At 67.3% G+C, this 24,668-nt stretch carries 25 protein-coding genes, 1 tRNA gene and 1 pseudogene; 17 read left to right on the top strand and 10 right to left on the bottom strand.

The features are described from left to right. Positions 1-84: 84 nt before the first annotated feature. Positions 85-711: pseudogene (locus LF41_RS17210) on the bottom strand (chemotaxis protein CheB); the annotation flags it as partial. Between the two features lie 177 nt (positions 712-888). On the opposite strand from LF41_RS17210, the gene LF41_RS11295 reads away from it, so the two are divergent. Both LF41_RS11295 and LF41_RS11290 read left to right on the top strand, forming a co-directional pair. Next, a complete protein-coding gene (locus LF41_RS11295) occupies positions 889-2,643 on the top strand; it encodes a YbhB/YbcL family Raf kinase inhibitor-like protein (RefSeq protein WP_052116365.1) in 1,755 nt (584 codons plus the stop codon). A 37-nt stretch (positions 2,644-2,680) separates the two neighbouring features. Continuing rightward, the gene (locus LF41_RS11290) at positions 2,681-3,805 is read left to right on the top strand and encodes an alpha/beta hydrolase (protein WP_084073562.1); all 1,125 of its coding nucleotides are present in this window, start codon (positions 2,681-2,683) and stop codon (positions 3,803-3,805) included. Between the two features lie 93 nt (positions 3,806-3,898). On the opposite strand, the gene LF41_RS11285 is transcribed toward LF41_RS11290, so the two are convergent. Continuing rightward, positions 3,899-5,065 carry a zinc-dependent alcohol dehydrogenase gene (locus LF41_RS11285; RefSeq protein WP_036169742.1) on the bottom strand — a complete coding sequence of 389 codons (1,167 nt, stop codon included), beginning with the start codon at positions 5,063-5,065 and terminating at the stop codon, positions 3,899-3,901. 195 nt (positions 5,066-5,260) lie between these two features. Between LF41_RS11285 and LF41_RS11280 the strand changes: the two genes are divergently transcribed. Both LF41_RS11280 and LF41_RS11275 read left to right on the top strand, forming a co-directional pair. Beyond that, a complete protein-coding gene (locus tag LF41_RS11280) occupies positions 5,261-5,815 on the top strand; it encodes a DUF4142 domain-containing protein (RefSeq protein ID WP_052116364.1) in 555 nt (184 codons plus the stop codon). Between the two features lie 15 nt (positions 5,816-5,830). Next, positions 5,831-6,052, top strand: coding sequence for a hypothetical protein (locus tag LF41_RS11275; RefSeq protein WP_152599994.1), 222 nt, complete (start codon positions 5,831-5,833; stop codon positions 6,050-6,052). A 5-nt stretch (positions 6,053-6,057) separates the two neighbouring features. Here LF41_RS11275 and LF41_RS11270 read toward each other — a convergent pair whose 3' ends face one another. From LF41_RS11270 to LF41_RS11255, 4 genes are all read right to left on the bottom strand, one after another. Beyond that, on the bottom strand, positions 6,058-6,729 hold the full coding sequence (locus tag LF41_RS11270) for a DUF6766 family protein (RefSeq protein ID WP_036169737.1): 672 nt from the start codon (positions 6,727-6,729) through the stop codon (positions 6,058-6,060). A 5-nt stretch (positions 6,730-6,734) separates the two neighbouring features. Further along, the gene (locus LF41_RS11265) at positions 6,735-7,259 is read right to left on the bottom strand and encodes a hemerythrin domain-containing protein (RefSeq protein WP_036169734.1); all 525 of its coding nucleotides are present in this window, start codon (positions 7,257-7,259) and stop codon (positions 6,735-6,737) included. Between the two features lie 64 nt (positions 7,260-7,323). Then, a complete protein-coding gene (locus tag LF41_RS11260) occupies positions 7,324-7,581 on the bottom strand; it encodes a hypothetical protein (RefSeq protein ID WP_036169732.1) in 258 nt (85 codons plus the stop codon). A 99-nt stretch (positions 7,582-7,680) separates the two neighbouring features. Further along, the gene (locus tag LF41_RS11255; protein ID WP_036169730.1) at positions 7,681-7,893 is read right to left on the bottom strand and encodes a hypothetical protein; all 213 of its coding nucleotides are present in this window, start codon (positions 7,891-7,893) and stop codon (positions 7,681-7,683) included. 149 nt (positions 7,894-8,042) lie between these two features. Here LF41_RS11255 and LF41_RS11250 point away from each other — a divergent pair, with 149 nt between their 5' ends. Continuing rightward, on the top strand, positions 8,043-10,442 hold the full coding sequence (locus LF41_RS11250) for a catalase (RefSeq protein WP_036169728.1): 2,400 nt from the start codon (positions 8,043-8,045) through the stop codon (positions 10,440-10,442). A gap of 51 nt (positions 10,443-10,493) precedes the next feature. Here LF41_RS11250 and LF41_RS11245 read toward each other — a convergent pair. Beyond that, positions 10,494-10,570, bottom strand: a tRNA-Pro gene (locus tag LF41_RS11245). Between the two features lie 206 nt (positions 10,571-10,776). Between LF41_RS11245 and hisS the strand changes: the two genes are divergently transcribed. The 12 genes from hisS to LF41_RS11185 all read left to right on the top strand — a co-directional run bounded on the left by hisS (position 10,777) and on the right by LF41_RS11185 (position 22,737). Then, positions 10,777-12,105 carry a histidine--tRNA ligase gene (gene hisS, locus LF41_RS11240; RefSeq protein WP_036170031.1) on the top strand — a complete coding sequence of 443 codons (1,329 nt, stop codon included), beginning with the start codon at positions 10,777-10,779 and terminating at the stop codon, positions 12,103-12,105. Then, positions 12,102-13,985: an HAL/PAL/TAL family ammonia-lyase gene (locus tag LF41_RS11235; RefSeq protein WP_036169725.1), complete on the top strand. Its 1,884-nt coding sequence runs from the start codon at positions 12,102-12,104 to the stop codon at positions 13,983-13,985. The genes hisS and LF41_RS11235 overlap by 4 nt, the downstream gene beginning before the upstream one ends. Positions 13,986-14,074: 89 nt before the next feature. Then, positions 14,075-14,398: a YerC/YecD family TrpR-related protein gene (locus tag LF41_RS11230; RefSeq protein ID WP_036169723.1), complete on the top strand. Its 324-nt coding sequence runs from the start codon at positions 14,075-14,077 to the stop codon at positions 14,396-14,398. Positions 14,399-14,415: 17 nt separating this feature from the next. Beyond that, a complete protein-coding gene (gene hisG, locus LF41_RS11225; protein ID WP_036170030.1) occupies positions 14,416-15,327 on the top strand; it encodes an ATP phosphoribosyltransferase in 912 nt (303 codons plus the stop codon). Positions 15,328-15,362: 35 nt separating this feature from the next. Then, a complete protein-coding gene (gene hisD / locus LF41_RS11220) occupies positions 15,363-16,628 on the top strand; it encodes a histidinol dehydrogenase (protein WP_036170028.1) in 1,266 nt (421 codons plus the stop codon). Beyond that, positions 16,625-17,716, top strand: coding sequence for a histidinol-phosphate transaminase (hisC, locus tag LF41_RS11215; protein WP_036170026.1), 1,092 nt, complete (start codon positions 16,625-16,627; stop codon positions 17,714-17,716). Before hisD ends, hisC begins: the two co-directional genes overlap by 4 nt. After that, positions 17,713-18,786, top strand: coding sequence for a bifunctional histidinol-phosphatase/imidazoleglycerol-phosphate dehydratase HisB (hisB, locus tag LF41_RS11210; RefSeq protein WP_036169720.1), 1,074 nt, complete (start codon positions 17,713-17,715; stop codon positions 18,784-18,786). Before hisC ends, hisB begins: the two co-directional genes overlap by 4 nt. Further along, positions 18,783-19,394: an imidazole glycerol phosphate synthase subunit HisH gene (gene hisH / locus LF41_RS11205; RefSeq protein WP_036169717.1), complete on the top strand. Its 612-nt coding sequence runs from the start codon at positions 18,783-18,785 to the stop codon at positions 19,392-19,394. Before hisB ends, hisH begins: the two co-directional genes overlap by 4 nt. Then, on the top strand, positions 19,391-20,122 hold the full coding sequence (locus tag LF41_RS11200; RefSeq protein ID WP_036169715.1) for a 1-(5-phosphoribosyl)-5-[(5-phosphoribosylamino)methylideneamino]imidazole-4-carboxamide isomerase: 732 nt from the start codon (positions 19,391-19,393) through the stop codon (positions 20,120-20,122). The genes hisH and LF41_RS11200 overlap by 4 nt, the downstream gene beginning before the upstream one ends. Then, on the top strand, positions 20,116-20,889 hold the full coding sequence (gene hisF / locus LF41_RS11195) for an imidazole glycerol phosphate synthase subunit HisF (RefSeq protein WP_036169713.1): 774 nt from the start codon (positions 20,116-20,118) through the stop codon (positions 20,887-20,889). The genes LF41_RS11200 and hisF overlap by 7 nt, the downstream gene beginning before the upstream one ends. Then, positions 20,886-21,473: a bifunctional phosphoribosyl-AMP cyclohydrolase/phosphoribosyl-ATP diphosphatase HisIE gene (gene hisIE / locus LF41_RS11190; protein WP_036169712.1), complete on the top strand. Its 588-nt coding sequence runs from the start codon at positions 20,886-20,888 to the stop codon at positions 21,471-21,473. The genes hisF and hisIE overlap by 4 nt, the downstream gene beginning before the upstream one ends. A 7-nt stretch (positions 21,474-21,480) precedes the next feature. Then, on the top strand, positions 21,481-22,737 hold the full coding sequence (locus LF41_RS11185; RefSeq protein WP_052116363.1) for a calcineurin-like phosphoesterase C-terminal domain-containing protein: 1,257 nt from the start codon (positions 21,481-21,483) through the stop codon (positions 22,735-22,737). Here LF41_RS11185 and mtnC read toward each other — a convergent pair. From mtnC to LF41_RS11170, 3 genes are read right to left on the bottom strand one after another with little or no spacing between them, the layout of a single operon-like run. Next, positions 22,727-23,419: an acireductone synthase gene (gene mtnC, locus LF41_RS11180; protein ID WP_036169708.1), complete on the bottom strand. Its 693-nt coding sequence runs from the start codon at positions 23,417-23,419 to the stop codon at positions 22,727-22,729. The two genes, LF41_RS11185 and mtnC, sit on opposite strands and share 11 nt — an antisense overlap. Beyond that, positions 23,419-23,979: a 1,2-dihydroxy-3-keto-5-methylthiopentene dioxygenase gene (locus LF41_RS11175; protein ID WP_036169705.1), complete on the bottom strand. Its 561-nt coding sequence runs from the start codon at positions 23,977-23,979 to the stop codon at positions 23,419-23,421. Before LF41_RS11175 ends, mtnC begins: the two co-directional genes overlap by 1 nt. Next, complete coding sequence (locus LF41_RS11170) at positions 23,976-24,614, bottom strand: methylthioribulose 1-phosphate dehydratase (RefSeq protein WP_036169703.1); 639 nt, start codon at positions 24,612-24,614, stop codon at positions 23,976-23,978. The genes LF41_RS11175 and LF41_RS11170 overlap by 4 nt, the downstream gene beginning before the upstream one ends. Positions 24,615-24,668: the final 54 nt, after the last annotated feature.

Genomic DNA, 24,668 nt, shown 5'->3' with positions numbered 1-24,668 from the left:
CGGCCAGGTCCTGGCGCGTGCCGTCGGGGCCTTCGTCGCCCGCGACAAGCGCAGGTGTTCGAAATGCGCCACCAGGCGCGCGGGCATCCGGTCGACCGGCAACACGTCGTCGACCATGCCGGTCGCGGCAGCGCTCGCGGGCATGCCCGCCATCGCGACGTGATCGATGCTCGCTTGCGCGAGGGCAAGGCCGCCGCGTTCCTTGATCGCCCGCAGGCCCCGCGCGCCGTCGCTGCCAGCGCCGGAGAGCACGATCCCCACCGCGTTCTCGCCCTGGTCTTCGGCAAGCGACTCGAAGAAGCTGTCGATGGGCCAGCGATATTGCCGCGGCGGCGCGGGCTTGCTCAGTTGCAGCAGGCCTTCGTGGATCGTGAGCGTCGCATCCGGCGGAATGACGTAGATGTGGCCCGGCTGCACGGCGGTGCCATCGGTGGCTTCCTGCACCGGCACCAAGGTATGGCGTTGCAGCAATTCGCCGAGGATGCTCGTGTGATCGGGCGACAGATGCTGCACCAGCACATAGGCGATGTTCTCGTCCGCCCGCACGTGCTGGAAGAAGGTGCTGAATGCTTCGAGCCCGCCTGCCGAGGCACCGAGCCCGACGATCAGAGGCAGGTGCGACTCGTGCGACGGCGGCTCCCCATGCGCCTCCTGCGATGCCGCGGGAGTTCGGCGCTTGGCCGGTCGCGTCTCGTTCGGGGGTGGCGTCATCGGAGTCTGCCGGAGTGGATTCCGCGTATCCGCCGTCAGCCGGTGTCACGGCAAACGCCGTCGAGTTCGACTCGATTCCATACCGGCGCGGAAAACCTTTCCGCGATTCAGGTGCGGGGATCACTTCGCTTGGACTGGCCGATTTCCAACATGCCGCGACCACGACAGGAGTTGCCCATGTTTCGAAGGAACGCACTGACGCTCGCATGCCTGGCTGCATGGGCGGGCGCCGCGGTCGCGCAGGACAAACCCGCGAACGTCGACGTACAGACCTCGGTCACCAAACCGGCGCGCGCGCAAGCGACGTCCGACAACATCGCGAAGCTGCGCGTGCCGTCGGGTTACACGGTCGGGGTGTTCGCGAAAGACCTCGGCAATGCCCGCATCCTCGCCGTCGCCCCCGATGGTCGCGTCTATGTGTCGCGCCGCGACGAAGGCGACGTGGTGATGCTCCAGGACGCGGACAACGACGGCCGTGCGGACGGTACACCGGTGGAGGTACTGCATCGCGCGGGCGCCCACGGGATCACCATCCACGACGGCAAGCTGTACGTGGCGACGGTGAAGGAAGTCTTCGTCGGCGACCTGAAACCCGACGGCGGCGTGGGAGAGCTGAAGATGCTCGCCGGCGACCTGCCCGATGGCGGGCAACACCCCAATCGCACGCTCGCCTTCGGCCCCGACGGCATGCTCTACGTCAGCATCGGTTCGACCTGCAACGCGTGCAACGAATCCAATCCCGAGCACGCCACCATCGTGCGCATGTCGCCCGACGGCAAGACGCGCACGGTGTTTGCCGGTGGGCTCCGCAACACCATCGGATTCGGCTGGGAGCCGTCTACTGGTGAGCTGTGGGGCGTGGACCACGGCATCGACGATCTCGGCGACGACGTGCAGAAGGAAGAGCTCAACAAGCTCGCGAAGGGCAAGAAATACGGCTGGCCCTACGTCTACGGCAAGAACGAAATCAACGTGCAGGGCGCGCCGCCGCCGGGCGGCATCACGCGCGAGGAATGGGCGAAGAGCAGCGAGCCCATGGTGATGGGCTACACCGCGCACGCAGCGCCGATGCAGATGGCCTTCGACGGGCAGGGCGATGCGTTCGTGGCGATGCACGGATCGTGGAATCGTCGCAAGCCGTCGGGTTACGAAGTGGTACGCGTCGATTTCGAGAATGGTGCACCCACGAAGATCGAACCGTTCATGACAGGGTTCCTCACCGACGGCGGCAAGGCCTACTTCGGCCGCCCGGTGGGCATCGCCATGGCGAAGGACGGCGCGCTGCTGGTCGGCGATGACGTCAACGGCGTGCTGTATCGCGTGTCCGCCAACGGCAAGGCGATGGGACAAGCGAAGACGCCACCGGCCGGCCCGATGGAAGCGCAGGCGAAAATGGGCGTCGGCGTGCCGATCGCGATGCAGCGCGACGAAACGAAAACCTCGGGCGCGCTGAAGGTCACGTCGCCGACGATCAAGCCGAACGCCCCGATCCCGAAGAAGCACAGCGAGTACTACGACGGCGTATCGCCGGCATTGTCCTGGACGGCGGCCGCCGGCGCGAAGTCGTACGCGATCATCATGGAAGACCCCGACGCCAAGCCGATCACGCCGTTCGTGCACTGGGTCGCCTGGAATATCCCGGGCAACGTCACGCAGTTGCCCGAAGGCCTGCACGAATCGCTGAAGCTTCCCGATCCCCCAGGCCTGATGCAGGGCAAGACGAGCCGCGGCAATGCCGGCTACCTCGGCCCGCGCCCGCCAGCGGAAGACCCGGCGCACCACTATCACTTCCAGGTGTTGGCGCTCGACACCACGCTGGATCTTCCCATCGGTGCGGATCGCGACCAGCTCCTGAAGGCGGCGCAAGGCCACGTCATCGCGAAGGGCGAACTGATCGGCACTTACGACCAGGATCAGAAGCCCATGAAGTGAGCGCACGACTTTCCCCATGCAACGAAAAGGACCTCCAATGCGCCATGCAATCCTGACGGTCGGCGTACTCGCCGCCGCACTCGCCACCGCGTGCCATCGCAACGACAACGACGCGGCATCGACGCCGCCGGCCTCTTCGACGATGGCCGGTGCACCCGCGGCACCATCGACGATGTCGCCCGCTGCAAACGCCACGCCGCCGAAGGCCGACGCGCAAATGCAGGCCGTCCTCGACCAGCTCGCGAAACTCGGCGGCAAGCCGATCGAAACGCTCACGCCGGACGAAGCACGCATGCAACCGTCTCCGGCCGATGCGGTGAAAGCGTTGCTGGAATCGCAGGGCAAGCCGACGACGCCCGAACCGGTGGCGAAAGTCGAAGACCGCACGATCCCCGGCGCAGGCGGCCCGATCCCGATTCGCATTTACACGCCGGAAGGCAAGGGCCCGATGCCGGTCGTGCTGTACATCCACGGCGGCGGTTGGGTGATCGCGAATCTCGATACGTACGATGCGAGCCCGCGCGCGCTGGCGAATGCATCGGGCGCGATCATCGTCTCGACGCACTATCGCCAGGCGCCGGAGCACAAGTTCCCCGCCGCGCATGAAGACACGCTCGCGGCGTACAAATGGGTGCTCGCCAACGCCGCCAAACTCGGTGGCGATGCGAAGAAGATCGCCGTGGTCGGCGAAAGCGCCGGTGGCAACATGGCGGCCGACATCGCCATCGCCGCACGCGACCAGAAGCTGCAGGCGCCGGTGCACCAGGTGCTCGTCTATCCGGTCGCCAACAACGACATGAATTCGCCGAGTTACGTGCAGAACGCGAATGCGAAGCCGCTGAACAAGCCGATGATGGAGTGGTTCGTCAAGCACACGTTCGACAATGCCGACCAGACCGCCGACCCGCGCATCGCGATCGCCAAGCGCAAGGACCTCGCGGGCGTGGCCCCGGCGACGATCATCCTGGCGGAGATCGACCCGCTGCGTTCGGACGGCGAAGCGCTGGCCGATGCGTTGAAGGCCGCGGGCGTCGACGCCACCGTGCAGAAATACGACGGTGTCACGCACGAATTCTTCGGCATGGGCGCGGCGGTGGACAAGGCGAAGGACGCCGAAAAGTTCGCCGGTGCGCAGTTGAAAAAGGCCTTCGCCACGCCCTGACGCGTGTCATCCCCGCGAAGCGGGGATCCAGGCCGACGAACAGAAGATCGCCGCCCAGAGGGCGGCGATCTTCGTTTGAGGCGTTCCACTCGCTCAATGCGGCCGCAACACGACCTTGCGGCAATCGTCCTCCGCCTTGTCGAAGATCTTGTACGCTTCCGCCGCCTCGGCCAGCGCCATGCGGTGCGAGATGATCACGTTCGGCGCGAGTTTGCCATCGAGGATGAAGTCCAGCAGCGCGGGCATGTGCTGTTGCGTATGCGTCTGGCCCATGCGGAACGTCAGGCCCTTCTCGAATGCATCGCCGAACAGGAATGCGTGGATGAATCCGGCGTACACGCCCGGCACACTCACCACGCCGCCGCGGCGCGTGGCCGCGATGCACTGTCGCAGCGCCTTGCCGCTGCTGCCTTCGAGCTTGAGGTTGGTCAGCGTGGTTTCGACGACGCTGCCCTTGGCCTCGAAACCGACAGCTTCGATGGACGCATCGACGCCTCGATGATTCGTGCGCTCGACGATCACCTGCGCCGGATCGTCGTCGACGTCGAAGTTGATCGGCTCCACGCCGTACGTCTCCTTCGCGAAGTCGAGGCGATACTGATGCTGGTCGACCATGAAGATGCGCTCGACGCCGAGCAGGCGCGCGCAGGCGGCGGACATCAGTCCGACCGGACCGGCGCCGAAGATCGCGAGCGTCGAGCCTTCGCCGACCGCTGCATTGAGGACGGCTTGGTAGCCCGTCGGCAGGATGTCGGAGAGGAACAACACTTCCTCGTCGGCGACGCCTTCGGGAATGACGAGCGGACCGACGTTGGCCTTCGGCACGCGGACGAACTCGGCCTGGCCGCCGGCATATCCGCCGTAAAGATGCGTGTAGCCGAACAAGCCCGCGCCCGAGTGCACGTCCTTCTTGTTGAGGATCGCCCCGCGCGACGGATTGGTGGTTTCGCACGCGGCGTACAGGGACTTCTGGCAGAAGAAGCAATCGCCGCAGGAAATCGTGAAGGGGATGACGACGCGGTCGCCTTTCTTGACTCGCGACACGCCGGGGCCGACTTCCTCCACCACGCCCATGAACTCATGGCCGAGGATGTCGCCGTCCTTCATGCCGGGTACCTTGCCGCGATACAGATGCAGGTCCGAGCCGCAGATCGCGGTGGCCGTGACGCGCAGCAGAATGTCCTCGGCGTCTCGGATGGTGGGGTCGGGCACGGTCTCCACGCGTACGTCGTGGCTGCCTTGCCATGTCAGCGCTTTCATTGGTGTCGTCTCCTCATGGGTTCGAGGCAGACTGCACGGAGGACGATCAAACCAGCGCTACAGCGGCCGTGATTCAGGCGAGAAAGATTTTCCGCCGCGCCCGTGTCGCGATTCACGTATCGAAGACTTGCCCGCGCGCAATTTCGATTCGCCGGCGAACGCGTCGGTTCAACGAGGCTCGAGGAGGCAAGGACCATGACCCACGGGATTCGCACGACGTTGCTTTCCACGATCGTCGCCACCGCTTGCGCGGCGGCCTTGCCGGCCGCGATGGCGCAAGAAGCTGTCCAGCGCGAAAGCCGGGATTCCACCGCGCTCAGCGTGCTTGCGACCGTCGACCAGGATGAGATCGACGCGGCCAAGCTCGCGCTGAAGAAGGGCGTGACCGGCGAGGTGAAGGTGTACGCCGAGATGATGGTGCGGGATCACACCGCGAACCTGTCGGCCACCACGAGCCTGTCGGCGACCCCGAATCTGCGGGCGCCGAGCCTGGCGCGCGACGGCGCGGTCGACCTCCAGAAAAAGGCCGACGCCGCGTTGATGGCGAAACTCACGCCGCTTGAAGGCAAGGCCTTCGAGAAGGCGTACATCGACGGCATGGTCGAAGGCCACGCGCAGGTCCTCGCCAAGCTCGACAACGAGCTGCTGCCGAAGGCGAGGGACGCGAAGGTCAAGGCGCACCTGACCAAGACCCGCGCGGCGGTGTCGATGCACCTCGACCACGCCAGGAAGCTGCAAGGACAGCGCTGAGCAGGCGCGGCCCCGATGAGATTCCGCAGGGTGAGCACCGACGAGCTACTGAGTCACGATCTGCTCCAGCAATGCGAGCAGGTCGCGACGTTCGTACAGGCGTTGCGTCGTGTCGCCTGCCAATACGCATGGCTCGACGTCGAGCCTTACGCGGAAGAGGCCTGGTCGCAAATCTCGGACAGCGCGCTCACGTGGCCCGAGATCCGCGAATTCGTCAGGGAAGCGTGGATCGGCTGACGCCGTCATTCCCCGGTTTGCGAGTGCGGTGCTTCCAGTGGTTTGGATTGCGGAGAGTCTTTCTGCCGCAGCCAGATGCTCAGCAGCACCAGCGACAGCACCGCGAGGAATTCGCTCTGCCAGTTCTGGAAGGACTCGAACCAGAATTGTGACGACAGCACGTAATCACCCAGGGCAAGCGATGCTTCGTGCCTGGCCATGCGCTCGACGCCGTCGCGTTCCCAACTGCCGAATGCGTGCAGGGCAAAGGAGAGGGCGAACAGCGCCATGAAGGCGATGGCTAGCGAATGCCCATAAAGCGACTTCCAGAGGCCCCCCTTGCGGACAGGCCAGGGCGTCGGACCAGGGTCGATGCGCGGATTCTCGTCCTCGGCGCGCATCGGGCGTGACTCGGACGAGCCCTTCTGCCGCAGGACGACCGTCAGCAAGACGAACATCCCCATCTGCAGGAACTCGCTTTCCCAGTTTTCGAAAGTCGACGACAGCGCATGTCCGCTGACGAGGTACTGCGCAAACGAAAGCGCGGCGAGCCCAAGCTCGCCGCGCTCTTCGTTGTACACCGCATGGCCTGTCAACAACTGACCGACCAGCGATCCGATCATCAGGGCGGCCGCGACCAGCGACAGCCCGTTGCGGCGGAAGAACGAGTCGGTAGGTCGACGCGTTTCTTCTGCCATTGCCGTTACTGGCGCGTCGCCTGCGCCGCGAGCCCGCCGCTGGCCGCCTTCGACTTCTCGGCCACGAGCATCTTCTCGGCATCCGGGGAGGCCTTCCATGCCTCGTAGTCTTCGTCCATCTGCGCGCGTTCTTCGGCGCTGAACATCTCGCGCGCCATCTTGAACATGGTCTTCTCTTCTTCCTTGGCGTGGTGGTCGACGAACTCGCCGAACACTTTGCAACGGCCCGCGAATTCCGGCGTGCCCGGCTCGGCCATGTGCACCTCGGGAATCACCGAGTTCTCCACCGCGTGATGCTCGGCGAGCGCTTCGGCGTGCGTCTGGAGGCCTTCGCGATCGGCACGTTCCTTGAACGCAGGGTAGAACACCTGTTCTTCCCACTTCGCGTGCGGGATGAGCGCGTTCTCGATCTTGTCGAGCAGCTCGACGCGGGTCTTCACCGCGCGGTCGGTCGTGTCCTTGACCTGCTCGAACATCTCGCGCACTTGGTCGTGCTCGTCTTTCAGCGTCTTCAGGATGTCGCGTGCCATGGTGTCCTCCGTCCGTTTGCAAGCCCCGATGGTGCGCGAAGTGCAGTGGACGAAGCGTCAACTTTCAGGCTGCGCGGCTCCGCGCCGGCATCCACGGCCGGCGCGCGTTGGCTTGCGCCCAGCGTTCGAGCGCGACGATGGCATCTTCCGGCGATTCGGCGCGCTCGGTAGTCCAACCGAAGCCTTGGTTGCTCGGGTGCGAGAGGTAGCAGATTTCGTCGAGCGTGCTCACGATGCCGACGGGTTGTCCGTTGGCGACGAGCCAGGACGCGGTGCCCCACGAAGACGATCCACGTTGCCACTGGAAGCCGGGCGGAAGCATCGTTGACCTCGCGTGTGTTGACTGCCTGCGAGGCTGCCGCGACGGATGTGTAGACCTTGCATGTTGCGCAAGGCTGAAAATGAGCGATTCAGCGACGCGTCAGCGCGTCGAGTCCCGCTCGTCGCCGGCGTTCGGTCGCGGTGGGATGGTCCACACCCAGCGCGGCGCTTCGTGGATGTTGTGCGCGACCGCCTCGGACCAGATCCGCGCCGTATCCAGGTTGCGTTGCGTCTCCGCGCGCAGGCGCCGGTTCTCCGCCAGCGCGGTGGCGAGGCGTCGGTTCTCGGCAGCGGGTGTGTCATCGCGGCGCATGACCCGATGCTAGACGCTCCGGGTGCAGCTGAACGCCCGTTCGTCGCTGCTGCTGAATCGTTCAGCCCATCCGGGGCTTGAGCACACTTGGACATCGCGTGCACGAAACGATTCGTACCGTGCCGATTCCACGAATCGAGAACACGCACATGGCCCGTCGCAAGCCGTCTTCCTCCACGCCCGCTTCGCGCACCGCCGGCCGAGCCGCTGCCCGCAACACCGACAGCGGCAGTGCGCGCGGCGTGCCGAAGGGCACGGGCGATCGCATCGCCGAGCGCGCTGCGGACGTGGAGGCCACCGCCGAGGCAATGCCGTTCAATGCCAACAAGCCACTGGAATACGGCTACGACAACGCGCACGCGCCGCAGGAAGGCGAGGGCGTCGAAGCGCCGAGCGACGATGTCACCGCGAGCTCGCTGAGTGAGGTCAACACATCGGACAAGCTCGGCACGCGCGCCGGGAACGGCGATCCCGTTGCCGTCGGTCCGCTCGATCCCGTGCGCACCGACGCAACCGCGCGCCGCATGACCACCAACCAGGGCGTCCCCGTTTCCGACAATCAGCATTCGCTCAAAGCGGGTTTGCGCGGTCCGGCGTTGCTCAAGGATTTCATCCTCCGCGAGAAGATCACCCACTTCGACCACGAACGCATCCCCGAACGGATCGTGCACGCGCGCGGCAGCGGCGCGCACGGGTTTTTCGAATGCTACGCACCGTTGACCGACATCACGCGCGCGGCGCCGTTCCAGGCGAAGGGCAAGATCACGCCGGTATTCGTGCGCTTCTCCACCGTGGCGGGCGAACGCGGTTCGAAGGACACCGCGCGCGATGTGCGTGGATTCGCGGTGAAGTTCTACACCGACGAAGGGAACTGGGACCTGGTGGGCAACAACATGCCGGTGTTCTTCATCCAGGACGCGATGAAGTTCCCCGACCTCGTGCACGCAGTGAAGCCCGAGCCGCATCACCAGATGCCGCAGGCGGCTTCGGCGCACGACACGTTCTGGGACTTCGTCTCGCTCATGCCCGAAAGCACGCACATGCTGATGTGGCTGATGTCCGACCGCGCGATCCCGCGGTCGTACCGCATGATGCAAGGATTCGGCGTGCACACCTTCCGCTTCGTCAACGCACAGGGTGAGGCGACGCTGTGCAAGTTCCACTGGACGCCGAAACTCGGCACGCATGCGCTGGCGTGGGAGGAAGCGGTCAAGATCTCGGGCGCGGATCCCGACTTCCATCGCCGCGATCTGTGGGAAGCGATCGAAGCCGGCGAGTACCCGGAGTACGAACTCGGCGTCCAGTTGTTCACCGAGGAAGAAGCCGAGCGCTATTCGTTCGACATCCTCGATTCGACGAAGCTGATTCCGGAAGAGCTGGTCCCCGTGCAGCCCATCGGACGCATGGTGTTGAACCGCAATCCCGACAATTTCTTCGCCGAGACCGAGCAGGTGGCGTTCTGCACGGCGCACGTCATCCCGGGCATCGACTTCACGAACGACCCGTTGCTCGCCGGGCGCATCCATTCTTACGTCGACACGCAACTGACGCGCCTGGGTGGTCCGAACTTCCACGAGATCCCGATCAACGCGCCGATCGCGCCGGTGCACAACAACCAGCGCGATGGTTTGCATCGCCAGGCCATCCACCGCGGCCGCGTGTCGTACGAGCCCAACAGCCTCGGCGGCGGGTGCCCGTTCCAGGCGGGAAGCGCGGGGTTCGTGTCGTTCCCGGAACCGGTGACGCAGGATGAACTGCGCGGTCACCCCGAGAAGTTCGCGGAACACTACAACCAGGCGACGTTGTTCTTCGACAGCCAGTCGCCCGCCGAACAAGCGCATATCGCCGGCGCGTTCCGGTTCGAGTTGAGCAAGGTGACGGTGCCAGCGGTGCGTGCGCGCATGCTCGCCGGGTTGGCGAACGTGTCGGCGGATCTTGCCGCGCAAGTGGCCGACGGTCTTGGCATGGAAGTTCCCGAACCGTTGCCGCGCGCCATCGCAAAGGTCCCCCAATCCGAAGTCGATGCATCGCCGGCGTTGTCGATGCTGGCGCGTCCCGGTGATGGCGGCGTGCGCTCGCGCAAGTTCGCGATCCTCGTCGCCGACGGCGTGAACGGCCAGACGGTCGAAACGGTGCAGCGCGCGTTGCTCGACGCCGGCGCGGTGCCGCGCCTGATGGGCGTGCGCATCGGCCCGTGCGTGACCGACAGGGGCGATACGCTCGACGCCGACGTGTCGCTGGAGAACGAACCGGGCGTGTTGTTCGACGGCATGATCGTGCCCGACGGCGCGGACCGCATGGGCGAGCTGCGCATGGATGCGCGCACGCTCGACTACCTCAAGGAACAGTACCGGCATTGCAAGGCGTTGCTGATCCTTGGTGACAGCGACGCGCTGCTCGATGCAGCCCGTATCCCGGCGACGTTGCCGGATGGCGGGCAGGACCCGGGCGTGGTGGTGGGCGGCAACGCGTCGAAGGCCATCGACGCCTACATCGCGGCCGCCGGCCGCCGCCATTGGGAACGCGAAACCGACCCGCCGCGCGTGTGAGCGCAACAAAAAACCGCCTCGCGGCGGTTTTTTTGTTTCGGCCAGAAAAATTGGTCGGGGAGACAGGATTCGAACCTGCGACCTCTACGTCCCGAACGTAGCGCTCTACCAGACTGAGCTACACCCCGACAGCCGAGCCGCGAATTCTAGCGGCCCGCGTCGGGCCGAGGCAAGTCTGTCGTGGTGCGAAAGTGCGAGGGAGAGGGGCACGGCGGGCAGCCGCTAGACTATGCGGCTTGCGGCCGGCCGGGGCGGAAGCCCGGCGCCGGCGCCCCGAAATCCCCTGGAGCCTGCATTGAGCACGCCGATCAAGCCCCGCACGCCATCGGGCGTCATGGAATTGCTGCCGCGCGACCAGATCGCCTTCCAGCGCATGCTGGACACGATCCGGCGCACCTTCGAGCAGTTCGGCTTCCTGCCGGTTGAAACGCCCGTGATGGAGCTGTCAGACGTCCTGCTGACCAAGTCGGGCGGCGACACCGAGCGGCAGGTGTATTTCGTCCAGTCCACCGGCGCGCTCGACAGCGCGGCCAAGGAAGGGCGGCCGGAGCTGGCGCTGCGCTTCGACCTCACGGTCCCGCTGGCGCGCTACGTGGCCGAACATGAACACGACCTCGCGTTCCCCTTCCGCCGCTACCAGATGCAGCGCGTCTACCGCGGCGAGCGCGCCCAGAGCGGGCGCTATCGCGAGTTCTACCAGTGCGACATCGACGTCATCGGCAAGGATTCGCTCTCGCCGCGCTTCGACGCCGAGATCCCGGCGGTCATCGCCGCGGTGTTCGACCACCTCGCCATCGGCGACTTCACCATCCATTTCAACCATCGCAAGTTGCTGCGCGGTTACTTCGAGGGCCTGGGCATCGGCGACGGCGAGCGGCAGACCGCCGTGTTGCGCGAGCTGGACAAGCTCGACAAGCGCGGCCCCGACGCCGTGCGCGCGACGCTGGCGGGCGAGGGCTACGGGCTGGCGCGGGACGTGGTCGATGCGCTGATGGCGTTCTCGCAGGTGCGCTCGACGGGCCACGCAGATGCGTTGGCCAAACTCGACGCCTTCCCGCAAGGCACGGCGTTGTTCGAGGAAGGCCGCGCGGAATTGCGCGCGGTGCTCGCGCAGCTGCAGGCGCTCGGCGTCCCGGAGAACCGCTACGCGCTGAACCTCTCGATCGCCCGCGGCCTGGATTACTACACCGGCATCGTCTACGAGACCTTCCTCGATGCGCACGCGCAGATCGGTTCGATCTGTTCGGGCGGCCGCTACGACAACCTTGCGAGCCATTACACGAAGTCGAAGCTGCCGGGCGTCGGTATCTCGATCGGGCTGACGCGCCTGTTCTATCAGTTGCAGAAGGCCGGGCTGGTGTCGACGGCTGCCAGTTCCGTCGACGTGCTCGTCGCGCTGATGGACGATGCGATGCTGCCCGATGCGCTCGCGCTCTCGCAGCGGCTGCGCGCCGCGGGCCTGAACGTCGAAACGCAACTCGAACCGCGCAAGCTCGCCAAGCAATTGCAGTACGCCGATCGCGCGGGCATCCGCTTCGTCGCGATCCGCGGCGAGGACGAGGCTTCGCGTGGCGTCGTCGCGGTGAAGGACATGCGCAGCGGCGACCAGTTCGAACTCGAAGAAGCCGATCTTCCGGCGAAATTGCAGGAGACCACGCGATGAGGCCCGTTCGTCTCGATGGTGTGTCGCTCACGCAGCGCACGCTGGTGGAAGTCGCGCATGGCGCGCACGTGGAACTCGACGCCGACGCGTTGAAGGCCGTGGCGCGCGCGGCGGAATTCCTCGCCGAACAAGTGTCGCGAGAGGAGCCCATCTACGGCGTATCGACCGGTTTCGGCAGCAACGCCGACAAGCTGCTCGGCGGGCATCCGTTGCGCAAGGCGGACACGGATCGCTCGTTGCACCGCGAGTTGCAGAACAACCTGATCGTCACGCACGCGGTGTGCGTGGGCGATGCGTTCGCGCCGGAAGTCGTGCGCGCCATGATGTGCATCCGCATCAACACTCTGCTGCGCGGGCATTCGGGCATTCGCGTGGAAACGCTGCAGGCGATGGCGACGATGCTCAACGCGGGCATCGTGCCGGTGGTGCCGCAGTTGGGGTCGGTCGGTGCCTCGGGCGATCTCGCGCCGTTGTCGCACCTGGCCATCGTGCTGCTCGGCGGCGGCGAAGCCTTCATCGACGGCGAACGCATGCCGGGCCACGAAGCCCTGAAGCGCAAGGGCTTGTCGCCCGTGTCGCTGTCGTACAAGGAAGGCCTGGCGCTCAACAACGGCACCGCGCAGATGCTGGCGTGCGGTTCGCTTGCGTTGCAACGCCTGGACGAATTGCTGGATACCGCCGACATCGCCGCGGCGATGACGATCGACGCGTTCGCGGGCCGCCTGGGCGCGTTCGCCGAGGAGGTGCACGCGTTGCGCCCGCATCCGGGCCAAGTACACGTCGCCGCGCATTTGCGGCAGTTGCTCGAAGGCTCGACGCTCGCCGACATCCCGTACCACCTCGTGCCGAAGTTCCGCGCCTGGTCGCCGTCGGCATGGGATGACGACGCATCGCACGCGCTCTCGTTCGACATCGGCTGGGATTGGGTGGCGTTCTCGCAGCGCCACGGCCGCGAGAAGTTCTACGACCGCTTCCGCCCGTTCCGCGGGGGCAAGAAGCACCAACCGCAGGACAGCTATTCGTTGCGTTGCATTCCGCAGGTGCATGGCGCGGTCCGCGATGCCCTCGCGCAGGCCAAGCGCGTGTTCGATGTCGAACTCAATGCCGTGACCGACAACCCGCTGGTGTTCCCCGACGCGCAGGCGCGCCACGTGGAAGAGCAGGTGATTTCCGCCGGCCACTTCCACGGCATGCCGCTCGCGCTGGCGATGAGCTACGTCAAGGCCGCGATTCCCGTGCTCGCGTCGATCAGCGAACGCCGCCTCAACAAGCTCGTGGATCCTGCCACCAACGATGGCTTGCCCGCGTTCCTCATCGGCAACGAAGACGGGACAGAATCGGGCCTGATGATCGTGCAATACACCGCGGCGGCGATCGTCAACGACCTCGCCAGTCGCGCGATGCCGGCCTCCGTGTACTCGATCCCGACCAGCGCGAACGCCGAAGACCACGTCTCGATGGGCGCCAACGAAGCGCGCCACGTGCTCGCGATGGTCGGCGACCTCGGCAAGGTACTGGGCCTGGAGCTGATGACGGCCGCGCAGGCGCTCGACCTGCGGCGCGACATGATCAACGCCGCGCGGTCGCTGGCCGATCGCGCGGACGCGGACGGGTTCGCGGCGAAAGTGCAGGGCGGCCCGCTGAAGGACGATGGCGACCGCACGCGATTCCTCAAGGAAGTCGACGGGCTGCGTGCCGAACTCTCCGATGCGGACGAATACCGCCCCGGGCGCGCCGTGGAAGCGGCGCACGCCGCGATCCGCACGCGCATCGAGCCGATGCACCGCGACCGCGCGCTGGACGGCGACGTCGCGATGGCGGTGAGACTGGTCGTCGAGAACGTCGTGTTGGATGCGGTGCGGGCTGCGCTGAGCGACTGACCGCCCGCCGTCATCATCCCCGGACGGCAAGGGGTTGACGCAGCTCGTCCGTGTGGCCTAATGTATTAACACGCTAATACATTAACGCGATGAAACAACGTCCCGATCCCCTGCCGGAAGCCGAAGCCGATGCCGCCCTCGATGGCCTGGCCGCGGCGTTGGCCGCCCTGCAGAAGCCCGAGGACGTGCGCGCATTCCTGCTCGACCTGTGCACACCGGCGGAGCTGGAATCGATGGCCGACCGCTGGAAGGTCGTGCCCCTCCTGATCGAGGGCGTTCCTTATCGCGAGATCCACGAGCGCACCCGCGTCAGCGTGACCACCGTCGGTCGCGTCGCACGCACGCTCGAGCGCGGTGCGGGCGGCTATCACGCCGCCCTCCGCCGCAAGCGCCGCCACGCCGCCTCGCATTGAAGGTCCCCGCCATGTCCCTGTCCGCCCCGAACCGGGCGGTGCGAGATCGTTTGCGCATCGCCGTCCAGAAATCCGGTCGCCTCGCCGAGCCGGCGCGCGCGTTGCTGGCCTCCTGCGGCTACGCTTGGCGCGAAACACGCGACCACCTGTTCTGCATCGGCGAGACGATGCCGATCGATCTGCTGCTCGTGCGCGACGACGACATTCCCGGGCTGCTGGCCGACGGCACGTGCGACCTGGGCATCGTCGGCCGCAACGTATTGCTCGAACGCGCGGGGGAGTGTGTGCTGGCCGGTGCGCCGGCGCCGTTCCGAGAGTGGCGCGGCCTCGGCTTCGGCGCGTGCAAGCTCGCGCTCGCGGTGCCGCAGCAGTGGGGCGAAGCGCAGGCGCTCGCGCTCGATGGGTTGCGCATCGCAACCAGCTATCCCGCGTTGTTGACGCAGTGGCTGGACGAGCGGGGCATCGCCGCCGAAGTCGTGACGCTGTCGGGTTCCGTCGAGATCGCGCCCCGCCTGGGAAAGGCCGACGCGATCTGCGACCTGGTGTCGAGCGGCGCGACGTTGGCTGCCAACCAGCTCCGCGCGACGGACGTATTGCTCGAGAGCGAAGCCGTCCTCGCTGGCCCCGTCGCGCCCTTCGGTGATGCGCGCGCGGAGATCGCCGCGTTGTTGCTGCGGCGCTTCGACGCGGTGCTGGGCCTGCGCGACAGCAAGTTGCTGTTGTTCCAGGCCGCCTCGTGCAACGTCCCCGCACTGATGGCGCTGTTGCCCGATGCCGAACAACCGACGGTGATGCGCGTGGACGGCACCGACCGCGTGGCGTTGCAGGCGGTGTGTCGCGGTGCGGTCACCTGGCAAAGGCTGGAGGACCTCAAGCGCGCGGGCGCCGATGCGTTGCTCGTGGTGCCCGTCGAGAGGATGCTCGCGTGACCGCCGTGCAATGGACGCGATTGGACTGGGCGTCGATGTCCGCGGCCGCGCGTGGCGAAGCGCTGCGTCGGCCGGCGCAGGTCGCTTCGGCGAGCGTGCGCGCTTCGGTGGAAGCGATCGTCGAACAGGTGCGCGTGGTAGGTGACGCGGCATTGTTCGCATTGACCGAACGATTCGACGGCGCGCGCCTCGAATCGCTCGCAGTGACGCAGGCGGAGTTCGACGCAGCCGAAGTCTCGGCGAACGTGCGCAACGCCATCGACGACGCCGCCACGCGCATCGAAACCTTCCATCGCGCTGGCGTTCCGCAACCCTATGCATTGGACACCGCACCCGGCGTGCGTTGCGAGCGCATGCTGCGCCCGATCCGCCGCGTGGGCCTGTACGCGCCCGCCGGTAGCGCGCCTCTGCCCTCGACCGTGTTGATGCTCGGCATTCCGGCGCGATTGGCCGGTTGTCCCGACATCGTGCTGTGCACGCCGCCGCGTGCCGACGGCAGCGCCGATCCGCTGGTGCTTGCGGCCGCGAAACGGTGCGGCATCACGCGGGTGTTCAAGGTCGGTGGCGCGCAGGCGATCGCGGGGATGGCCTTCGGAACCGCGTCGATTCCGCGCTGCGACAAGTTGTTCGGCCCGGGCAACGCCTTCGTGACGGAGGCCAAGCGACTTGTTTCGATGGCCGGCGACGGGCCCGCGATCGACATGCCCGCGGGGCCGTCAGAAGTGCTGGTGATCGCCGATGCGTCGGCCGATCCGCGCTTCGTTGCCGCCGATCTGTTGTCGCAGGCCGAGCACGGCGCGGATTCGCAAGTGATCCTCGTGAGCGACGACACGGGGTTTATCGATTCGGTCGCAACGGCACTCGAAGCGCAACTCGCCTCGCTGCCACGCCGTGCGATCGCCGCCGCCGCGCTCGCGCAATCGCGCGCGATCCGTGTGCCGACGTTGGCCGACGCCTTCGACGTCAGCAACGACTACGCGCCGGAACACCTGATCCTGTCCGTGGAGGCGCCGCGCGCCTGGTTGCCGCGTGTCCACGCGGCGGGTTCGGTGTTCCTCGGCGGCTTCGCGCCCGAAGCCATCGGCGATTACTGCAGTGGCACGAATCACGTGCTGCCGACCGGCGGGGCCGCGCGTGCCATCAGCGGCTTGTCCGTCGCGAGCTTCCAGGTCGCGATCAGCGTGCAGTCGGCGAATCGGGCGGGGCTCGCCGCCATCGGCGCGACGGCGACGACGCTCGCGCGCGCCGAAGGGCTGGAGGCGCATGCGCGCGCCATCGATGTGCGGCTGGAATGCGCATGAACGCGTTCCGTTCCAGCGACCCCCTGCTGCTGATGCGCGAGGACCTGCATGGTTTCGTCGGCTATCGTTCCGCGCGCAGCGAGTCGGTGCGCGGCGACGCGTGGCTCAACGCGAACGAAGCCTGCGACCGGAGCAGCGCCGATCCTTCCGGTGCGGTGCGCCGTTATCCGTCGCCGCAGCCCGAGGGGCTCGTCGCGCGTCTTGCGCGTCTGTATGGCTGCGATCCGGCGCGCCTGCTGGTCGGTCGCGGCAGCGACGAGGCGATCGATCTGCTCGTGCGTGCGTTCTGCGCGCCCTCGCGCGACGCCGTGCTCGCGACGCCGCCGGTCTTCGGCATGTATGCGGTGTCCGCACGGTTGCACGGCGCGCGGGTGGTCGAGGCCCCGTTGTTCGACGACGGCGAGGATTTCCGCATCGACTTCGACGCGGTCGCGCAGGCCGCCGTGGCACTCCACGCGAAACTCGTGTTCCTGTGCTCGCCCGGCAATCCGGCCGGCGGCGTTGCGCCACGAGAAGCCGTGGTCGGCCTCGCGCGTCGCCTCGATGGTCGCGCGCTCGTGATCGTCGACGAGGCGTATGTCGAGTTCGCCGAGGCGCCTGCGCTCGTGCGCGAGGTCGCCGCGCTGCGCAACCTGGTCGTGCTGCGCACGCTGTCAAAGGCGCACGCCCTCGCGGGCGCGCGCATCGGCTGCGCCATCGCCGATCCCGACGTGATCGCAGCGTTGCGCCGCTGCCAGGCGCCGTATCCCATTCCCGCGAGCAGTGCGGAGGTCGCGGTCGCCGCGCTGTCGCCGACCTCACTCGAAACAACGGCATCGCGCATCACCGCGACCAAACAGGCGCGCGACCGCCTGCGCGAATCGCTGCGCATGCTCCCCGGCGTTCGCCGTGTCTATCCCTCGCAGGCCAACTTCCTGCTCGTGCGCTTCGCCGATGCCGAAGGCGCGTGGCGCGCCCTGTGCAATGCCGGCATCGTCGTCCGCGACATGCGCGCGATGCCGCGATTGCACGATGCGCTGCGCATCACCATCGGCACCGCCGATGAGAACGCGCGCCTCCTCGCCGCGCTGCGCGGAGCCCTCGCATGACGCCGATCCTGTTCATCGACCGCGACGGCACGCTGATCGAGGAACCCGCCGACTTCCAGGTGGATCGCCTCGACAAGGTGCGTTTCGTGCGCGATTGCATTCCCGCGCTGCTGCGGCTGCGCGATTCGGGCTACGCCTTCGTGATGGTGACCAACCAGGACGGGTTGGGGACCGATGCATTCCCGCAAGCCGCATTCGACGGTCCGCAACGACTGATGCTGCAGGTTCTGGAAAGCCAGGGCATCGTCTTCCGCGAGATCCTCGTCGACCGCAGCTTCCCGGCGGACAACCTGCCGACGCGCAAGCCCAACATCGGTCTGGTCGTGCCCCTGTTGCAGGACCGGTCGATCGACTGGGCGCGTTCGGCGATGGTCGGCGATCGCGAGACGGACGTGCAGTTCGCGCGCAATCTGGGCATCCGCGGGTTCCAGTTGCGCACGCCGCAGTTCGGCGGCGATGCGACCTGGCCGATGGTCGCCGATTCCCTGTTGGGGAGTTCGCGCACCGCGCGCGTGGTGCGCGAGACGAAGGAGACGCGCATCGCGGTAGAGGTGGACCTCGACACCGCGCGGGATCCGGACGTGTCCACCGGGCTGGGCTTCTTCGACCACATGCTGGAGCAGCTCGGCAAGCACGGTGGATTCGCGCTGGCGCTGCGATGCGAAGGCGACCTGCGCATCGACGAGCACCACACCGTGGAGGATTGCGCGCTTGCGTTGGGGCAGGCCTTGCGCGAAGCGGTCGGCGACAAGCGCGGCATCGCGCGTTACGGCTTCATGTTGCCGATGGACGAAGCGCTGGCCACCGCCGCGCTCGATTGGTCGGGGCGACCGGTGTTCGTGTTCGAAGGCGCGTTCGCGCGCGAGCAGGTCGGCGGATTGCCGACGGAACTCGTGCCGCACCTGTTCCGCTCGCTGTGCGAAGGCGCGGGTCTGAACCTGCACTTGCAGGTGCGCGGCGACAACGACCACCACAAGATCGAAGCGTGCTTCAAGTCCGTCGGGCGCGCATTGCGGCAGGCGATCGCGCGGGTCGACGGCTCGCTTCCCAGCACGAAGGGCACGCTGTGATCGCGCTCATCGATGCGGGGGGCGCGAACCTCGGCTCCGTGCGCATCGCGCTGGAGCGCCTCGGCGCCGACGTGCGGATCGTGCGCGACGCCGACGGCCTGCGCGACGCGCGTGCGGTGATCCTGCCCGGCGTGGGCGCTGCGGGCACCGCGATGCGACTGCTGCGCGCCCGCGGACTCGACACGGCACTGCCCGAGCTCGATGCCCCGTTGCTCGGCATCTGCCTAGGCATGCAACTCCTGTTCGACGCCTCGGAAGAGCAGGGTGCGCAGTGTCTCGGCCTGTTGCCTGGCGTCGTGCGCGCACTCGCGCCATCGCCCGGCATTCGCGTTCCCCACATGGGGTGGAACCGATTGGATGCGCGCAACAGCGACCCGCTGCTCGCCGGCCTGGCGCCCGATGCGCAAGCCTACTTCGTGCACGGCTACGCGGCGCCGGTGACGGATGCGTGCATCGCCAGCGCTACGCACGGCGGCCCGTTCGCCGCAGTGGTGCGGCGCGGCGCGATCTGTGGCACGCAGTTCCATCCCGAGCGATCGGGCACAGTGGGCGCGCGCATCCTCCGCAACTTCCTCGCCTTCGCCGACGCGCGCAGGGAGGCCGCATGAGGTTCACCTGCTACCCGGCGATCGATGTGCGCGACGGCTGCGTCGTGCGCTTGCGTCAAGGCGACTATGCGCAGGAAACACGCTACGACGCCGACCCGCTCGCGCGCGCGATGGCCTTCGCCGATGCGGGCGCGACGTGGCTGCATCTGGTCGACCTCGATGCGGCGCGTGTCGGTGGATACACGTTGGCGCCGTTGCTTCGGCGCATTGCCGATGGAGGCCGTCTGCAAGTGCAGACCGGTGGTGGCGTGCGGACGTCGGACGACGTGGCCGCACTGCTCGACGCGGGCGCCGCGCGCGTGGTGATCGGTTCGCTCGCCGTTGAGACTCCGGCACGTGTCGTGCGATGGATCGAACGGTTCGGTGCCGAACGCATCGTCGTCGCGCTCGATGTGCGCGAGGAAGACGGACGCTGGCTCCCGGCCACGCGCGGCTGGACGCAGACCGCGGGCAGCGACGCACTCGGCCTGCTGTCCTTCTACCGCGACCAAGGCCTGCGGCATCTGCTGTGCACCGACATCGCACGGGATGGCATGCTCAGCGGAACCGACCCGGCGTTGTACGCCGCGCTGCGCGCCTGCGCGCCCTCGGTCGCCGTGCAAGTCTCCGGCGGAGTGCGCGACCTGGACGACGTGCGCGCCGCGCGCGGCGCCGGTTGCGGTGGTGCGATCCTCGGGCGCGCGTTGCTCGAAGGCCGCTTCGATCTGGCGGAGGCGCTCGCATGTTGAGCCGCCGCATCATTCCGTGTCTCGATGTACGAGAGGGGCGCGTCGTCAAAGGGGCGCGCTTCCGCGACCACGTCGACATGGGGGACGTCGTCGAACTCGCCAGGCGTTACCGCGACGCGGGTGCGGACGAACTGGTGTTCTACGACATCGGCGCGAGCCCCGCGGGCCGTAGCGTGTCGACCGAATGGGTCGCGCGCGTCGCACGCGAACTCGACATCCCGTTCTGCGTGGCGGGCGGCGTGCGCGACGTCGCCACCGCGCGCGCGGTGTTGCGGGCGGGCGCAGACAAGGTGTCCGTCAACACGCCTGCGCTGGAACAACCGGCGTTGATCGACGAACTGGCGGACGCGTTCGGCACCCAGTGCGTGGTGGTCGGCATCGACAGCACGCGCGAGGCAGACGGCGAATGGCGCGTGCGCAGCCACACGGGCGATCCGGCCGCGATGCGCGCACCGGGACGCCGCACGCTCGACTGGGTGCGCGAAGCGCAGGAGCGCGGGGCCGGCGAAATCGTGCTGAATTGCATGGGCAGCGACGGCACGCGCGATGGCTACGACATCGCGCAACTGCAGGCCGTGCGTGCGATCTGCCGCGTTCCGTTGGTCGCCTCCGGCGGTGCGGGAAGCGTGGCGCACTTCTTCGACGCGTTCGATGCGGCGGATGTCGATGCGGCACTCGCGGCCAGCGTCTTCCATTCCGGCGCGATCGCGATCGCCGATCTCAAGCGCGCGCTCGCCACGCGGGGCATCGCGGTGCGCGCGGCATGAACCTCGATTTCGACAAGCAGGGTGGCCTCGTGCCGGCCATCGTGCAAGACGCTGATTCATTGCGCGTGCTGATGCTCGGCTACATGGATGCCGCGGCCGTGGCGGCCACGCGTGCCACGGGGCGCGTGACGTTCTTCAGTCGCAGCCGCGGGCGAGCATGGACGAAGGGTGAAACCTCAGGCCATTGGCTCGAACTCGTGTCGTTGTCGGCCGATTGCGACGGCGATTCGATCCTCGTGCTCGCGCGACCGCAGGGCCCGACGTGCCACACCGGCAGCGCGAGTTGCTTCACGCATTCGGCGGCCCATCCCCTCGCGGCGCTCGACGCGCTGATCCGCACGCGCGAAGCCACGCGGCCGCCCGGCAGTTACACGACGCGCCTGTTCGAAGAGGGCGTGCGCCGCATCGCGCAGAAGGTGGGCGAGGAGGGCGTCGAAACCGCGCTGGCCGCGGTAGCGCAGGACGATGCCGCATTGCTCGGCGAGTCCGCCGACCTGGTGTTCCACCTGCTGGTGCTGCTGCGCGTGCGCGGCCTGGGGCTCAAGGACATGGAGGCAGTGCTCGACGCACGCCGCGTGGCATGATCGCGCCATGCGCCCGATCCTGATCGCCCTGTTGTGCCTGGTCTGTTCCGTCGCCATCGCGGCGGACGGCGATCAACGCTTCCTGGTCTTCGGCGATCCGCAGCCCAAGTCGGCCGCCGATGTGGATTACTTCTCGCGCGATATCGTCGCGCCTGCGACGCCTTTGGCGAAGGACAGCGTTGCGACGATCGTGCTCGGCGACATCGTCGACGACAAGCCGGCGTTGTATCCGGGGGTCAAGGCGGCGACGAGGAAGCTCGGGATTCCCGTGTTGTTCGCGCCAGGCAACCACGACATGGACGTGGGGGCGGAATCGGATGCGGCCTCGCTCCGGAGTTTCCGCAAGGCGTTCGGCGCGGACACGTACCTGCGCAAGTTCGATGCGGCCAACGTGATCGTGCTCGACGATGTCGTCGCGCGTCCGAAGCAGACGCCGGGCTACGTCGGTGGCATCCGCGACGACCAGTTCGCCCGGATCGAGCGCTGGCTGCGCGATGTGCCGCGCGACAAGCTGCTGATCGTCGCAGCGCACATTCCGTTCTTCGACACCTCGCAGGTCGAAGGGTGGGAGACGTTCCGTTCGGCCGATCGCAAGCGCCTGTTCGCGTTGCTGCGGCCGTTCCCGCATGTGCTGCTGCTCAGCGCGCATACGCACAACCAGCAGCACTACTTCCATGGCGCGAAGGACGGTTGGGACGGCGCGCAACCGCTGCACGAGTACAACGTCGGCGCGGCCTGCGGTGCGTTCTGGTCGGGCGTGCCGGATGCGCAAGGCATTCCGGATGCGACGATGAGCGACGGCACGCCGAACGGCTTCGCGACGCTCGACGTCAAGGCCGACGGTAGCTACGCGCTCGCCTGGCATCCGGCGCGCGATGCTGCGGACACGCAGATCGGGCTGCATGCGCCGAAGGCGTTGCGTCGCGGGGCCTATCCGGCGTGGGGCGTGTACGCGAATGTCTACATGGGCCACGCGGGCACGCGCGTGGAATATCGCATCGACGACGGCGACTGGATGCCGATGCGGCGCGTGCTGCAGCCGGATCCCCGGTTGGTCGCGGAGAACGTGCTGGACGATCAGGCGGAGGCGCTGCGCGGGTTCGATCGCTCGCCGGAAGCCGATCCGTCGACGCATCTGTGGCGCGGGGCATTGCCGACGAAGCTCGACGTGGGTGAGCACACGGTGGAAGTGCGCGCGTTCGATACGTGGCGGGGGGAAGTGCGGGCCACGACGACGTATCGTCTCGACGACCCTAGAATGTGACGTCGGCGAACGATTCCACCCGCGTGTGCCCATTGGCCGCGTTACCCATGCGCGGCGTCGGGTAATCCGCACGACGATCCAGCAACACCGTGCGCATGCCCGCTTCGCGTGCGGCGTCCAGTTCTTCGACGATGTCGGACAGGAACACGATGTCTCCCGCATTCCCGCCGTATTCCGCGGCGATGCGGCGGTAGCTGTCGGCGTCGCGCTTGTGGCCCACGGCGGTATCGAACCACGCGTCGAACACGCCCGTCAGGTCGCCCGCATCGGTGTGCCCGAACAACAGCTTCTGCGCGGGCACCGAGCCCGACGAATACACCGCGAGCGGCACACCCGCATCGCGCCATGCCCGCAATGCGGGCGCGACATCCGGATACAGGGGCGCCGTGAAGTCGGCATTGCGGTAGCCCGCGTCCCACACCATGCCCTGCAAGGCCTTGAGCGCGGTGTGCTTGCGGTCTTCGTCGATCCAGCCCTGCAGCGTTTCGACGATCACATCGTCGCTGCACACGCCGCCGTTCTCGACGGCAACCTGGTCGAGCCAACGCCGCACGTCCGGCTCGTCGCCGTGTTCGCGCACGAAGCCCGGCAGCGCGCGGCGCGCGTACGGGAACAGCACGTCGCGCACGAAGGAGATGCTGCTGGTGGTGCCTTCGATGTCGGTCAGGATGCGCGCGCCCATCACTCGCGCGCCTGCCCGGTCTCGTAGCGCGGGAATTTCTGCGCGATGTCGGTGCCGGTGAAATGCCCGACCCAGCCATCAGGCTCGGTGAAGAACCGGATCGCGACAAAGCGCGGCTCCGGCCCCATGTCGAACCAATGCGTCATGCCATCGGGCACCGCGATCAGATCCCCGGACTCGCACAGCATCTCGTAGACGCGGCCGTCGACGTGCAGCGTGAACAGCCCCGAGCCGTCGACGAAGAAACGCACCTCGTCTTCCTTGTGGAAATGCTCGTCGAGGAACTTCTTGCGCATCTCCGCGCGGTTCGGGTTGTCGGGCGCGATGCTCACGACATCGACCGTCTTGAAGCCGCGCTCGGAGACCAGGCGGTCGATGTCGGCCTTGTAGGCGGCCATGACCGTTTCGGGAGAGTCGCCAGCCTGGACGGGCTGCGAAGCTTCCCACCGCTCGAACTGCACGTTGATCGGCGCGAGTTCGCGCGCGATCTCCTCGAGTGTGCGCGCGACGACGACCGGCTGGTCGGGATGGTCTTCTTCGAAAATCCGCAGGCGGCTCATCGTTGCAGCTTCCTCAGTTCCAGTTCGCAGCCGATCAGGAATTCGAACGCTTCCAGGTGGCGGCGCGCTTCGGCCATGTCGGTGCCCCAGGCGTACAGCCCGTGGCCGTCGATGAGATACCCCCACATCGGTTGGCGGTCGAGCAGGCAGTCCACCTGCGCGGCCAGCGTGTGCATGTCCTGCGAGTTCGGCAGCACGGGGACGATCACTTCGGCTTCGTGCGTGTCGTTGCCGCGGAAGGCCTTCAGCAGTTCATAGCCGTCCAGCCGCATCTGCCCGGCGCCGGCGAACAATCGCGAGGCGATGGTCTGGTTCTGCGAATGCGTGTGCAGGATGCAGCCCACTTCGGGGTAACGCTTGTAGAGCTGCGTGTGCAACAGCGTTTCCGCGGAGGGGCGGTGCTCCGTGGCCACCGGCTGGCCTTCGAGGTCGACGACCATGATGTCGGCGTCGCTCAGGCGGCCCTTGTCGCGGCCGGAGACGGTGATGGCCGCATGGTGCGCATCGATGCGCCGCGAGAAGTTGCTGCTGGTGGCCGGCGTCCACCCGCGGGCGGCGAGTTCGGTGACGTTGGCGACGATCTCGCCGGCCGCGCGCCGCAGCGCTTCGCGGTCGAAGGGGAGGGGGGCGTTCATGCGGGGGAGTTTACCGAATGCGTGTTCAGCCGCCGCAAACGGGCCGTTGCCGCA

The organism is Lysobacter dokdonensis DS-58 (genome assembly GCF_000770795.1).
GTDB classification, from domain to species: domain Bacteria; phylum Pseudomonadota; class Gammaproteobacteria; order Xanthomonadales; family Xanthomonadaceae; genus Noviluteimonas; species Noviluteimonas dokdonensis.
Note: the sequence above shows the minus strand (reverse complement) of the source record. Positions and strands in the feature narration are given on the sequence as shown.